Origin of the sequence: Humibacillus xanthopallidus (assembly GCF_006717145.1) — a bacterium.
Taxonomy (GTDB): domain Bacteria; phylum Actinomycetota; class Actinomycetes; order Actinomycetales; family Dermatophilaceae; genus Humibacillus; species Humibacillus xanthopallidus.
In genome coordinates, this window is record NZ_VFQF01000001.1 from 762,273 (window position 1) to 775,554 (window position 13,282).

A 13,282-nucleotide genomic window follows, 5' to 3' on the forward strand; every position below is an offset into this window, starting at 1 on the left:
CTGCGCACAGCACAGCAACCCGTGCTTACCATGAGCGTCCGGTGTGACTCGCGACACCGGACGTCGCCGGAAGGGGAGTCGAACGTGGGAGACGCGAACACCGGGGAGTCGACCCCCGACGACCACCACGCACCGTGGGACCGCGACGGTACCGGGGGCGGCGCCGGGGTCGGCGCCTTCACGGTGGAGGTCCCGACCGGCCCGGTCGACGATGCGCAGGTGCCGCCGGCCCATGCCGCCCCAGGGGAGAGCACCAACGGAGCCGTCCACGACGACGTCGCCGTCGCCTCGATCGACCTCCCGGCCGAGCGCACCGCTCCTGTGCCCAGCCCCTACCTCACGAGCGACGAGCTGCGCTGGGCCCAGGACACCATCAGCTCGATCTCCGGAGCCTTCACGGCCAAGGTCGTCGGCCAGTCGCGGTTGCACGAGACGCTCCTCATCGCCCTGCTGACGGGTGGGCACGTGCTGCTCGAGAGCGTGCCCGGCCTCGCCAAGACGACGGCCGCGCAGACGATGGCCCAGGCCGTCGGCGGCACCTTCCACCGGATCCAGTGCACGCCCGACCTGCTGCCGAGCGACATCGTCGGCACGCAGGTCTACAACCAGGTGAGCGGCACCTTCGAGACCCAGCTCGGCCCCGTGCACGCCAACGTCGTGCTCCTCGACGAGATCAACCGCAGCAGCGCCAAGACCCAGTCGGCGATGCTCGAGGCGATGCAGGAGCGGCAGACCTCGATCGGCGACCGCAGCTATGCGCTGCCCGACCCGTTCCTCGTCCTCGCGACCCAGAACCCCATCGAGCAGGAGGGCACCTACCCGCTGCCCGAGGCGCAGATGGACCGCTTCACCCTCAAGGACGTGCTCGACTACCCGTCACCCGCGGAGGAGGCCGAGGTGCTGCGCCGCATCGACTCCGGCGTCTTCGAGGGCATCTCCGGGCCGGTCGTGTCCATCCCCGACGTCAAGCGCCTCCAGGGCCTCGTCTCACGCGTCTACGTCGACCCCGCGATCGTCAACTACATCGTCGGCATCGGCTACGTCACCCGCCACCCGCGCGACTACATCGAGGCCCGGCTGGCCGCCTATGTCGACTACGGTGCGAGCCCCCGCGCGAGCATCGCCTTCATGGCGGCGGCCCGGGCCCGGGCGCTCGTCGACGGGCGAAACCACGTCGTCCCCGACGACGTCAAGGCGCTGACCCACCGCGTCCTGCGCCACCGGGTGTCGCTCGGCTTCGAGGCCGCGGCCGACGACGTGCCCGTCGAGCACGTCATCGACGCCATGGTGGGCGGGATCCGCACGCCCTGACGGGCGGGGCAAGGGGACATGGCCGTGACGACGACGCTGCTGACGCGGGTGAAGAGCAAGCTCTTCGTCCACGCCCGTCGGCGCTCGCGCAGCATGCTCGAGGGGGAGTACGCCTCGGCGTTCCACGGCCGCAGCCTCGACTACGACGACCTGCGCGCCTACGTGCCCGGCGACGAGGTGCGCGACATCGACTGGAAGGCCACGGCGCGGCACACGTCACCGCTCGTCAAGCGCTACGTCGCGACCCGCAAGCAGAGCCTCATGCTCGTCGTCGACACCGGGCGCGGGATGGCGGCCACGACCCGCAGCGGCGAGCCCAAGTCGGCGGTGGCCATCTGCGCCGCCGGTCTCGTCGGCTACCTCGCGCAGCGGCACGGTGACCTCGTCGGGCTCATCCGGGGCACGGCCACATCGACGGTCGCCCACGACCTTCGCGGAACCGAGACCCATCTCGAGCTGCTGCTGCGCGCCATCGACGCGGCCACGACCCTCGACGCCGACCAGAGCAACCTCGCCACGCAGCTGCGCTGGATCGTCAGCAACGTCCGACGCCGTCTCTTCCTCGTCGTCGTGGCCGACGACCGCGACCTCGACCCCGCGCTCGACGAGCTGCTGCGCCGCCTCCACGTGCAGCACGAGATCCTCTGGATCACCGTCGAGGACGCCGACCCGACGGCCATCGGAGGCGACCGGACGGCATACGACGTCTCCGACCGCGAGCCGCTGCCGACGCTCGTGCGCCTCGACCCCAAGGTGCGGCAGGCGTATGCCGCGGCCGTGGAGCAGCGCGTGCGGCGCACGGCTGAGCTGCTCGACCGCCGTGCCATCAACCATGTGCGGATCGGCTCGTCGGACGAGGTCGTGACAGCCGTCTTCGGCCTGCTCGAGAGGCAGCGCGGTGCGCGTCGCTGACCCGCCGCCGCCGGGCTTCTACGCCCCCGACCTGTATGCCGGCCGGTGGCTGTGGATCGGCGTCGGCATCCTCGCGCTCGTCGTCCTCTGGTACGTCTTCGTGTGGAGCTCGACCCGGCCCGCCCGGGTGCGCATCCCGGCCCGCGTGACGACCGACCGCCTGTCGCGGCTGCGCGAGGACTACACGCGCCAGATCGATCTCGTCCTCGGCCGCGCGGACCGGGGGGAGATCACCCAGCGGGCCGGCCACCAGCAGCTGAGCGTGCTCGTGCGCCACTTCGTGCAGGAGGTGTCGGGCATCCACGCGCCGACGATGACCCTCACCGAGCTGACGGCGACGGGGGAGCGCCTGACCCCGGTGTCGCAGGTCGTCGGCCAGCTCTACCCCGGCGAGTTCGGTCCGCACGAGGCACAGACCCTGGCCGGTGCCGGCGAAGTGGCCAAGCAGGTGGTGGGCCGATGGAGCTGACCGGCCTCGACCTGAGGTTCCCCGCCGTGCTCACCGTCGGTCTGCTCGTGGCCGTCGTCGCGACTGCCGCGGTAGTGCGCCATCTGTCGCGCCGGTCCGCGCGCGCGACCTCCGCGGTCGCCAACAGCTCGGCCCTGACGGCCCTGCCGGAGTACCGCAGGGCGCTGCGCACCCACCGCATCCGGATGGCCGTCCTCGCCGCGAGCGCTGTGCTGCTCGGCGGGGCCGCCCTCGTCGGCGCCGCTCGCCCCCTCGACACGACGATCGAGCGGCCCGAGACCCGCAACCGCGACATCATGCTCTGCCTCGACATCTCCGGCTCGATGGCCGCCTACGACGCCGAGCTGGTCTCGACCTTCAAGCGTCTCGTCACGCGGTTCGAGGGCGAGCGCATCGGTCTCGTCATCTTCAACTCGTCGGCGGCGACCGTCTTCCCCCTCACCGACGACTACGACTTCATCAACGAGGAGCTCGACGTCGCAGGGCGCGCCCTCGCGGGTGAGCCGGACCTCGAGTCGTTCTTCGCCGGAACCTTCAACGGCAGGGGCACCTCGCTCATCGGCGACGGCCTGGCCACCTGCGTCTCGAGCTTCGACCGCGTCGACACGCAGCGCCCCCGGTCGCTCGTCTTCGCGACGGACAACCACCTCGCCGGCCGCCCCATCATCGACGTCGTCGAGGCGGGCGAGCTGGCCAAGGCCAAGGGGGTGCGCGTCTACGGCCTCAACCCCGAGGAGGACGGCGTCGACCGTGAGGCCGTCGAGATGCGTCAGGTCGTCGAGGGCACAGCGGGTCGCTACTTCGCGATGAGCGACACGAGCGCCATCGGCGGCATCGTCGATGCCGTACAGGCTCAGGAGGCCGCGCTCATCGACTCGTCGGCCCGGGCCCTGCAAACCGACAACCCCGGGGTGCCCATCGCCCTGGCCGGCCTCGGTCTCGTCGGGGTCGTCGGGGCGAGCCGGAGGTGGCGGTCGTGACCTTCCTGCCCGTGGGACCGTGGCCGGTGCTGCTCGTCCTCGTCGTGGCGGCGCTCGTGGCCGTCTGGTGGAACCCCGCGTCGAGCTCGGTGCCGGGGGAGTCGCGGGCCACCCACTGGCGCCTCACCCTCATGGTCGTGCTCCTCGGCATCGCCTCGCTCCGACCAGCCGTGCCGGGCGACGAGGTCAACGCCTCTGCCGCGAACCTCAACGTCTACTTCGTCGTCGACACGACGAGCAGCATCATCGCCGAGGACTACGGCAACGAGCGCCCCCGCATCGCCGGCGTGCAGGCGGACATCGCAGCGATCACCGAGGCGCTGCCCGGCGCGCGCTACTCCGTCATCACCTTCGACCAAGCCACCCGGGTGCGGCTGCCGTTGACGACCGACTCCAACGCGCTCGAGGCCGCGCTCGAGACGCTGCTGCCCGAGGCTTCCGAGTACTCCCGCGGCTCGTCCATCACGGCAGCCGACGAGCGGCTGGGGCGGATGCTCGAGCAGTCGGAGGAGCGCACCCCCGATCGCGGGAGGCTGGTGTTCTACCTCGGCGACGGTGAGCAGACCGCGTCCGAGCCGCCCGCGCCGTTCACCATCGACAAGCGGCTCGTCGGAGGGGGCGCCGTGCTCGGCTATGGCACGACCCAGGGCGGCCGGATGAAGGCCACCCGGGCGCGTTTCGACACGACCACGTCCTACATCATCGACCCGGCGACCGGCGAGGACGCCCGGTCCGTCATCGACGAGGGCAACCTGCGCCGCATCGGCGAGCAGCTGGGCCTGCCCTACGTCCACCGCGACTCGGGTGACCCGATCGACCCCGTGGTCGCGGGCATCGACCTCGACCGCTTCGGCACGAGCGACGAGGTCGAACAGCAGCGGGTCCGGTCCCGTCAGGAGCTCTACTGGCCGCTGCTCATCGGGGTGGCCGGACTCGCCGTGTGGGAGCTCGGTGCGAGCCTCGCCGCCCTCGCACAGGCCCGTCGCCGCAAGGAGGCCCCCCTGTGAGCACCGACCCGCACCGTGACCGCGAGCCCGGCGTGCTGCTCGACGACCCGGCCACCTCGGCCGGCCGGGATGACGGGGCAGCCCGCGCCACACGGCATACCCCCTCGGGCTGGCGGCGGGGCAGGGACGGCTCGGAGAAGGGGCCCCGCCCTCCGATGAGCCCCCAGCAACGCCGGCGCCGCCGCAGACTGCTGCTCGCCAGCCTGCCCGTCGTCGTGCTGCTCGTCCTGGCGGCGCTGCGCCTGCTGAGCCTCAACCTCGTCGCCGGGCAGACGCTCGCGGCCTACGAGGCCGGCGACCGCGGCGCCACGCAGGAGTGGGGGGAGCGCCAGGGGTGGGTCAACATCGTCGAGCAGTTCCGGTCACCCTTCGCGATCGGTGACGCGCACGTGCTGACCGGCAACTTCGAGCAGGCTCGCCCGTGGTTCGAGCAGGCCCTCGAGCAGGTGCCCAAGGGCGGCATCGACGAGTGCAAGGTCAGGGTCAACCTCGGTCTCACCTACGAGGCGCTCGGTGACGCAGCCAAGGCCAAGGAGCGCACGACGGAGTGGAAGCAGTTCTACGAGAAGGGGATCCAGACCACGAGCCAACGGCCGCCGCTCTGCGACGCCCCCGAGGGTGGGCAGACCGGAGACCAGCTGCAGCAGGCGCAGCAGCGCATGGAGGACAAGAGCGCGGACCCGCAGCCGCAGCCGGAGACGCCCCCGGAGCAGCCGGGCGACACGCCGGGCCAGCAGCCGACCCCCTCCCCGGAGCCGACGCCGAACCCCGACAACACCCCGAGCCAGGAGCAGCAGGACTTCCTCCAGGAGCAGCAGCGTCAGAACACCATCGAGCGCAACCAGCAGCTCGGCGAGGACCAGCGCGGCGCCGCGGGTGGCGATGGTCCGACCTACCCCAAGCCGTGGTGAGCCCTACCGTCACCGCGTGAGGGCGCGAATCCAACCCCGCAGGCTGCTAGGCCGCGTCGGGGTCGGGCTGGTGGACCCCGAAGGTGTTGCCCTCCGTGTCGAGGTAGTAGCCCTGCCACGCCATGCCGGTGAGGGCCGTCTTCGGCAGTGCGACCTGCCCGCCGGCGGCGAGGATGCGGCGCTCGGTCTCGTCGTAGTCGGCGACACCGATCGTCGCGACGAAGGCGTTCGCCCCCTGGCCCGGCGCAGGCGCAGGAGCCGTCCGCTGCAGCAGGCCCCCGTTGATGCCCGGCTCGTCGTCGGCACCCGTCACGATGCCCCAGTAGGGGGAGCCGGTGAACTGGCCGTAGTCCTCGAAGGACCAGCCGAACGCGGCGGCGTAGAACGCCTTGGCCCGCTCGACGTCGTCGACCTGGATCTCGAAGTGGACCACGCGGGACACGACAGCCTCCTCGTTCGGGCGAGCCTCTGCCCCCAGTGTCTCACCGGGCCCGCCGGGCCGGAGGTGTTCGACCTCGTCAGGGGGAGGTGACGACCGTGGCCCGGTGCTCGAGCACGTCGATGGCCTTCTTGCCGCACGACTCCGGCCGGGTGCGTGACGTCGGCACGCGAACGACGTGGACGAGCCAGCGTCGGCCGTCGGCGTGGGTCACGACGACGTCGGAGCCGTCCGACGACGGGGTCGGGGCCGACGCCTGGAGGGACGCCAGCAGGGTCTCGCCGATGAGCGATCGCACGTGCGACTCCGCGCACTGGGCCGCGGGGGCCAGTGCGGAGCGCCCGCGGTCGTGGAGCGGGCCGAGCAGCTCGGCCGGGGTGTGGCCGGTGCGGCTTGCTCCGAGCACCCAGGCCGCACCCTGCTCGTCGAGGCGGGCGTAGGTCTGGCCCCAGGGCAGCAGCACCGCCGTCGGCGCGAAGCGGTGACCGCCTGTGTGGGAGACCTCCCAGACGCGTCCCGGCGCCACCCGCGCCGCGGCCGCAGCGAGCGGCCGGCCGCGCACTGCGCAGCAGACGTCGCGGCGCCCGTTCGTGCACACGAGCAGCGTCGGCTCGGCGTCGTGCGCGCCGGGCAGCGAGGCTGCGACGAGCGCGCGGCTGCCACGGGCGAGGGCGCCCCAGTCGAGACCGAGCAGCTCGCCGGGGTCGGCGACCTGTGCCTCGAGCAGCCACGGCTCCACAGCCGGAGCCGACTCGGGTGAGACCTCCGTGGTGCCGGCGTGGGCGAGCAGCACGCGACGGGGACCGTCCTGTGCCGGGTGACCGCCCGGGCGCCGCACGAGCATGAAGCGGCCACCGGCCCGGCTCGTGCGGGCGTCGAGCTCGGCACCGAGCAGCGGGTCGAGGTGCGACTCCCGGGCGGCGTCGCGGCCCCACGGTCCCGACTGCTCGACGATGACGAAGAAGCCGGCGCTCGCAGCCGTGCCGTAGGCGCTCGTGCCGTCGTGGTCCCACTGCACCGAGCAGGCGTCCTCCGCGGGCGCACCGTGCCCCGTGGTCGACGGGTGCTCGTCGAGAGCCGGCGCCTCCACGACCTCCGCTTCTGCGGACTTCGACCCCGCAACCCCGGACTGCGCGACCTCAGCCTCCGCGACCTCAGCCTCCGCGACCTCAGCCTCCGCGACCTCAGCCTCCGCGACCTCAGCCTCCGCGACCTCAGCCTCCGCGACCTCAGCCTCCGCGACCTCAGCCTCCGGAGTGACCCTTCGCTTGCTCACTCGGACTCTCCGGGGCCGCTGTCACCGCTGTCGCCGGTGGTGCCGCTGCCTCCCGAGGGCGCCGACGTGACGTGGGCGATGACGGCCGTGGCCGGCACCCCCGACCCGTCACGGCGTCCGTCGGCGGGCGGCAGCTCGATGGCGACGCCGTTCGCGGCGGCGGCCTTGGCCGGGGTGTTTCCGGCGAAGGCGAGCACGAGGGTGTCCTCGCCCTTGAGGAAGCGATGGCAGCGCACGCCGCCGGTGGCGCGACCCTTCGGCGGGTACTCGGCATACGGCGTCACCTTGAGCGAGCCGCCCTGGGTGCCGGGGAGGGCGTCGGAGCTGCCCGACGACGTGACGACGACACCGTCGCGGGCCGGGTCGGCGACGCCGAAGAACGCGACCGTCGCGCCGGGGGCCAGCTTGATGCCGGCCATGCCGCCCGCCGTCCGCCCCTGGGGTCGCACGGAGCGTGCCGCGAAGCGCAGCAGCTGCGCGTCGCTCGTCACGAAGACGAGGTCGAGGTCGTCACGGTCGGCCACGGCCGCACCCACGACCCGATCGCCCGGCTTGAGACTGATGACGCTCCACTCGTCGCTCTTCGGCGCCTCCGGCGTCACCCGCTTGACGACGCCGCTCGCGGTGCCGAGGGCGAGCACCGGCGCGTCGGCTCCGATCGGCAGGATGGTCACCGGCTCCTCGCCCTTCGGCAGGTCGACGTATGCCGCGAGGGGAGCGCCGCCCGACAGGCTGGGTGCGCCGTTGGTCGGCGGGAGCGTCGGCAGGTCGAGCGCGGAGAGGCGGATCATCCGGCCGGCCGTCGTCGCGAGACCGAACTCCCCACGGGCCGTGGTGCGCACGGCGCCGATGATGACGTCGTGCTTCGAGCGCGAGCCCTCGGTGGGGATCGGCTCGGCGCTGCCGGTTCGGGCGAGCAGGCCGGTCGAGCTGAGCAGCACCCAGCAGGGGTCGTCGCTCACCTCGAGGGGGCTGCTCGCCGTGGCTGCGGCGCTCTGACCCGAGCTCTCGAGCAGGACCGTGCGCCGCGGGGTGCCGTGCGCCTTGGCGACGGCGGCCAGCTCGTCGGACACGAGCCCCAGGAGCAGCCTCTCGTCGGCGAGCAGCGCGCGCAGCTCCTCGATGGCCCGCTCGAGCTCGGCCTTCTCGGTCTCGAGCTCGATGAGCGAGAACTTCGTCAGGCGACGCAGGCGCAGCTCGAGGATGTAGTTCGCCTGGATCTCGTCGAGGTCGAAGACGTCCATGAGGCGGGTGCGGGCGATGTCGGCGTCGTCGGATGTGCGAATGACCTGGATGACCTCGTCGATGTCGACGATGGCGACGAGCAGGCCCTCGACGAGGTGGAGGCGCTCCTCGCGCTTGCGCAGCCGGTGGGCGCTGCGCCGGCGCACGACGTCGGTGCGGAAGTCGACGTAGACCCGCAGCAGCTCCTTGAGCCCCATCGTGCGCGGCTGGCCCTCGACGAGAGCGACGTTGTTGATGCCGAAGTTCTCCTCCATCGGCGTCAGCTTGTAGAGCTGCTCGAGCACGGCCTCGGGCACGAAGCCGTTCTTGATCTCGATGACGAGGCGCAGCCCGTGCTGGCGGTCGGAGAGGTCCTTGAGGTCGGCGATGCCCTGCAGTCGCTTGGACTGCACGAGGTCCTTGACCTTGTCGATGACCTTCTCGGGCCCGACGAGGTAGGGCAGCTCGGTGACGACGATGCCCTTGCGGCGTGGGGTGAGCGCCTCGACCCGGGCGGTGGCGCGGGTGCGGAAGCTGCCGCGGCCGGTGAGGTAGGCGTCGCGGATGCCCTCGAGGCCGACGATCTTGCCGCCGCACGGCAGGTCGGGCCCGGGCACGAACTTCATGAGGTCCTCGAGCGAGCACGTGGGGTGCGCGATGAGGTGGCGGGCCGCGCCGATCACCTCGACGAGGTTGTGCGGCGCCATGTTGGTGGCCATGCCGACGGCGATGCCGGCCGCGCCGTTGACGAGGAGGTTGGGGTAGGCGGCGGGCAGCACGCCGGGCTGCCACTGGGTGTCGTCGTAGTTCGGGACGAAGTCGACGGTGTCCTCGTCGAGGCTGCCGACCATGAGCAGGGCGGCGGGCGCCATGCGCGCCTCGGTGTAGCGGGCGGCGGCCGGCCCGTCGTCGAGCGAGCCGAAGTTGCCGTGGCCGTCGATGAGGGGCAGCCGCAGGGTGAAGGACTGTGCCATGCGCACGAGCGCGTCGTAGATCGCCTGGTCGCCGTGGGGGTGGTACTTGCCCATGACCTCGCCGACGATGCGCTGGCTCTTGACGTGCCCGTGGTCGGGACGCAGCCCGAGCTCGTTGGCGCCGTAGAGGATTCGCCGCTGGACGGGCTTGAGGCCGTCGCGCGCGTCGGGCAGCGCCCGGGAGTAGATGACGCTGTAGGAGTACTCGAGGAAGGCGTTCTGCATCTCCTCCTCGACGTCGATGCCGACGATCTTCTCCTCGAAGTCCTCGGGGGGAGGCGGGGTGGTCGTGCGACGGGCCATGCCGGGTGGTGCTCCTTGCCGCTAGCGGGTCAACACCCCATCTTCGCGCAGGGTGGTCACGACCTCTCACCTGCCACGCCGAAACGACCCCAGTGAGCGACCTCCTGGCCGGTCCGGCGGTGCCGACGGAGGCTGGGGCTCTTGGGCCCCGGGACGGCATACCCGATCGACACGACACCGACGACGGTACGGCTGGACGGGATGGCGAAGGCCTCGTGGACGGCGGCGTGCCGCTCCGGCGGCACTCCGAAGAAGAGGCTGCCGAGGCCCTCGTCGGTCGCGGTCAGCAGGATGAGGAGCGAGGCCATCCCCGTGTCGACGTCCCAGTAGGGCACCGGCCAGCGGGCCTCGTCGCGGTCGGTCCAGCCCTTGTCGTCCGCCGCGTAGCGCTCGAGGTAGGCGTCCTTGTGCGAGAGGCAGAGCACGAGCACCGGCGCCGCCCGTATGCCGCCCAGCCAGGGGTCGTCGGGCGCACCGGGGGTGGTCGTGGCGCTCCAGAACGCCTCGCGCTCCTCGTCCGTGGTGAGCACGAGGAAGTCCCAGCCCTGGCTGAAGCCGGCGCTGGGGGCGCGGACGGCGTTGTCGAGACACCGCTCGACGACCTCGCGCGGTACCGCGCGATCGGGGTCGTAGCGACGGACCATGCGGCGGCGGCGGACGACGTCGGTGAACTCCATGAGGCCAGCGTCGCATCTTCGGTGGGCCGGTCGGTGGGACGTGACACGATGTGCCCATGGTGGAGGAGAGCGCACCTGACGACACCGGCGCCTTGGAGCGGGTGTCGGCCAAGGCCAGCGGTGCGCCGGTGGAGTGGGAGGCCGACGTCGTGCTGCGTGACGGCACCGTCGCGCACGTGCGCCCCATCTCGCCCGACGACGCCGAGGGCATCCAGCTCTTCCACTCGAGGCAGTCGCCGGAGTCGATCTACCTGCGGTTCTTCGCGCCGTTGCGTGAGCTGAGCCAGCGCGATCTCTACCGCTTCACCCACGTCGACCACCACGACCGGGTGGCGCTCGTCGCGACCCTCGACGGCGAGATCATCGGCATCGGGCGCTACGACCGCATCGACCCCACCTCGGCCGAGGTGGCCTTCAACATATCCGACCACTTCCAGGGCAAGGGCATCGGGTCGGTGATGCTCGAGCACCTCGCCGCGATCGCGCAGGAGCTCGGCATCACCCGCTTCACGGCCGAGGTGCTGCCCCAGAACCGCAAGATGCTCATGGTCTTCAAGGAGGCCGGCTACGAGGTCTCGCACCACTTCGAGGACGGCGTCATCGAGGTGTCCTTCGACATCCTCCCGACCGAGCGGTCGAAGGAGGTGCAGCTCTCGCGCGAGCACCGCGCCGAGGCGCGCAGCATGCGCACCATCCTCTTCCCGGAGCGGGTGGCGATCATCGGTGCGAGCCGGCGGGCGCACTCGATCGGCGCGGTCCTGCTGTCCAACATCATCGCGGGCGGGTTCCGCGGCGAGCTCTACCCCATCCACCCCGAGGCTGACGAGATCCAGGGGCTCAAGACCTACCCGAGCATCCGCGACGTGCCCGAGCCGGTCGACCTCGCGATCCTTGTCATCCCCGCCGACCAGACCGTCGGTGTCGTCAAGGAGTGCGGCAAGGCCGGCGTCAAGGCGCTGCTCGTGCTCTCCTCCGGCTTCGCCGAGGCGGGGGAGGAGGGCGTCAAGCTCCAGGAGAAGCTCCGTCGGCGGGTCCGCCGGGCCGGCATGCGCGTCATCGGACCCAACAGCTTCGGCCTGATCAACAACGACCCCGAGGTGCAGCTCAACGCCACGCTCGCCTCGGTCGTGCCGCAGCGCGGGCGTCTCGGGCTCTTCGCCCAGAGCGGCGCGCTCGGCGTCGCGGTGCTCGCCTCGGCAGCCCGCCGCGGCCTCGGCATCTCCGTCTTCGCGTCGGCGGGCAACCGGGTCGACGTGTCCGGCAACGACCTCATGCAGTACTGGATCGACGACCAGGACACCGACACCGTCGGGCTCTACCTCGAGTCGATGGGCAACCCGCGCAAGTTCTCCCGCATCGCGCGCCAGCTCGCCAAGGTCAAGCCCGTCATCGTCGTCAGCTCCGGCGTCTCGAGCTTCGCCGCCCCGCCCGGACACCGCACGCGGGTGACCAACGTGCCCCCGCAGGCCTTCGACGCGCTGCTGCGCCAGGCCGGTGTGATCCGCGTCGAGAACGTCCACCAGCTCTTCGACGTGGCCCAGCTCACCCTGCACCAGCCCCTGCCCGCGGGCGACCGGGTGGCCATCGTCGGCAACTCCGACGCCCTCGGCGCCCTCAGTGCCAGCGCCTGCCTCAGCTGGGGGCTCAAGGTCACGCACGGGCCGGTGTCCCTGCTCCCGCAGGCGTCGGCCGAGGAGTTCGCGACCGCGCTCGACGCGGCTTTCGCCGACCCCGAGGTCGACAGCGTCGTCGCCGCCTTCATCCCGCCGCTCGTCACTCAGGACGAGGAGGTGCACACGGCGGTTCGCGAGATCGTCGCGAAGTACGAGAAGCCCTGTGTCGCAACGTTCCTCGGCATGCGGGGTGTGGGTGACGGGCTGTCCTACGTCCAAGGTGATGTGACGCGCTCGGTCCCCGCCTACGCGATGCCCGAGGACGGTATCCGGGCCCTCAACGCCGTCACGCGATACGCCCAGTGGCGCGCGCGCGACCGCGGCTCGTCGGTCTCTCCGGTCGGCATCGACCGGGCCCGCGTCGAGCGGCTCACCGAGGCGGTCCTCGCGACCCACCCCGAGGGCCGAGCCCTCACGAGGGACGAGGCCCGCGAGCTGCTGTCCGCCTACGGCATCCGCCTCTGGCCGGCCATCGAGGTCACCGGTGTCGAGGCCGCCGTGCGCGCCGCCGACACGCTGACCTACCCCGTCATCCTCAAGTCGACCTCGCCGGTCGTGCGCCACCAGCCGGGCCTCGTCGGCGTTCGGGGCGACCTCATCGACGCGGAGTCGGTCCGTGACGCCTATGCGTCTCTGTCGAGCCGCCTCGGTCCGCTCGGTGCCGACCGCTTCGTCGTGCAGCGCATGGCCGTGCCCGGCGTCTCCTGCGTCGTCCGAGCGAGCGAGGACCCCCTCTTCGGACCCGTCGTGAGCTTCTCGGTGGCCGGTCCGCCCACCGAGCTGCTCGGCGACGTGTCACACCGCATCCCGCCGCTGACCGACGTCGACGTCACCGACCTCATCGACGGGGTCAAGGCCGCGCCGTTGCTCGCCGGCCACCGCGGCGCCGCGCCCGTGCACCGGGCCGCCCTCGCCGACCTCATCGCCCGCCTGTCGGTGCTCGCCGACGACCACCCCGAGATGTCGTCGGTCGAGCTCAACCCCGTCAACGCCTGGACCGGCGGCGTCGACGTCCTCGGGGCCGACGTCGTCGTGCGCCCCGCGCTGGTGCGCAAGGACCCCGGACGCCGCCGCATGACCTGAGGCTGCCCGGCGGGCCACCACGCCCGCTGGTGCAAGGATGGGG

General features: G+C 72.0%; 11 protein-coding genes. 7 read left to right on the forward strand and 4 right to left on the reverse strand.

All coding sequences use genetic code 11. The annotated features are described in order from the left end of the window. Positions 1-321: 321 nt before the first annotated feature. The 6 genes from FHX52_RS03440 to FHX52_RS03465 are packed head-to-tail and all read left to right on the forward strand — an operon-like array spanning position 322 to position 5,590. Positions 322-1,311, forward strand: a complete 990-nt coding sequence (locus tag FHX52_RS03440) for an AAA family ATPase (protein WP_141822011.1) — start codon at positions 322-324, stop codon at positions 1,309-1,311. An 18-nt stretch (positions 1,312-1,329) separates the two neighbouring features. Further along, positions 1,330-2,223, forward strand: coding sequence for a DUF58 domain-containing protein (locus FHX52_RS03445; protein ID WP_141819933.1), 894 nt, complete (start codon positions 1,330-1,332; stop codon positions 2,221-2,223). Further along, on the forward strand, positions 2,210-2,692 hold the full coding sequence (locus FHX52_RS03450; RefSeq protein WP_141819935.1) for a hypothetical protein: 483 nt from the start codon (positions 2,210-2,212) through the stop codon (positions 2,690-2,692). The genes FHX52_RS03445 and FHX52_RS03450 overlap by 14 nt, the downstream gene beginning before the upstream one ends. Continuing rightward, positions 2,683-3,672 (forward strand): VWA domain-containing protein, encoded by a 990-nt coding sequence (locus FHX52_RS03455; protein WP_141819937.1) that lies wholly within the window; start codon positions 2,683-2,685, stop codon positions 3,670-3,672. Before FHX52_RS03450 ends, FHX52_RS03455 begins: the two co-directional genes overlap by 10 nt. Further along, on the forward strand, positions 3,669-4,679 hold the full coding sequence (locus tag FHX52_RS03460; protein ID WP_141819939.1) for a vWA domain-containing protein: 1,011 nt from the start codon (positions 3,669-3,671) through the stop codon (positions 4,677-4,679). The genes FHX52_RS03455 and FHX52_RS03460 overlap by 4 nt, the downstream gene beginning before the upstream one ends. Then, positions 4,676-5,590 carry a tetratricopeptide repeat protein gene (locus FHX52_RS03465; RefSeq protein WP_141819941.1) on the forward strand — a complete coding sequence of 305 codons (915 nt, stop codon included), beginning with the start codon at positions 4,676-4,678 and terminating at the stop codon, positions 5,588-5,590. Before FHX52_RS03460 ends, FHX52_RS03465 begins: the two co-directional genes overlap by 4 nt. 46 nt (positions 5,591-5,636) lie before the next feature. Here FHX52_RS03465 and FHX52_RS03470 read toward each other — a convergent pair whose 3' ends face one another. The 4 genes from FHX52_RS03470 to FHX52_RS03485 form a co-directional block, all read right to left on the reverse strand. Beyond that, entirely contained in the window at positions 5,637-6,032 is a 396-nt protein-coding gene (locus tag FHX52_RS03470; protein WP_141819943.1) for a VOC family protein, read from the reverse strand. A gap of 76 nt (positions 6,033-6,108) precedes the next feature. Further along, positions 6,109-7,305 carry a ferredoxin family protein gene (locus FHX52_RS03475; protein ID WP_246069594.1) on the reverse strand — a complete coding sequence of 399 codons (1,197 nt, stop codon included), beginning with the start codon at positions 7,303-7,305 and terminating at the stop codon, positions 6,109-6,111. Continuing rightward, a complete protein-coding gene (locus tag FHX52_RS03480; RefSeq protein WP_141819945.1) occupies positions 7,302-9,806 on the reverse strand; it encodes a DNA gyrase/topoisomerase IV subunit A in 2,505 nt (834 codons plus the stop codon). The genes FHX52_RS03475 and FHX52_RS03480 overlap by 4 nt, the downstream gene beginning before the upstream one ends. 56 nt (positions 9,807-9,862) lie before the next feature. Further along, the gene (locus FHX52_RS03485; RefSeq protein ID WP_141819947.1) at positions 9,863-10,483 is read right to left on the reverse strand and encodes a nitroreductase family protein; all 621 of its coding nucleotides are present in this window, start codon (positions 10,481-10,483) and stop codon (positions 9,863-9,865) included. A gap of 56 nt (positions 10,484-10,539) precedes the next feature. Here FHX52_RS03485 and FHX52_RS03490 point away from each other — a divergent pair, with 56 nt between their 5' ends. Beyond that, positions 10,540-13,239, forward strand: coding sequence for a bifunctional acetate--CoA ligase family protein/GNAT family N-acetyltransferase (locus FHX52_RS03490; protein WP_141819949.1), 2,700 nt, complete (start codon positions 10,540-10,542; stop codon positions 13,237-13,239). Positions 13,240-13,282: the final 43 nt, after the last annotated feature.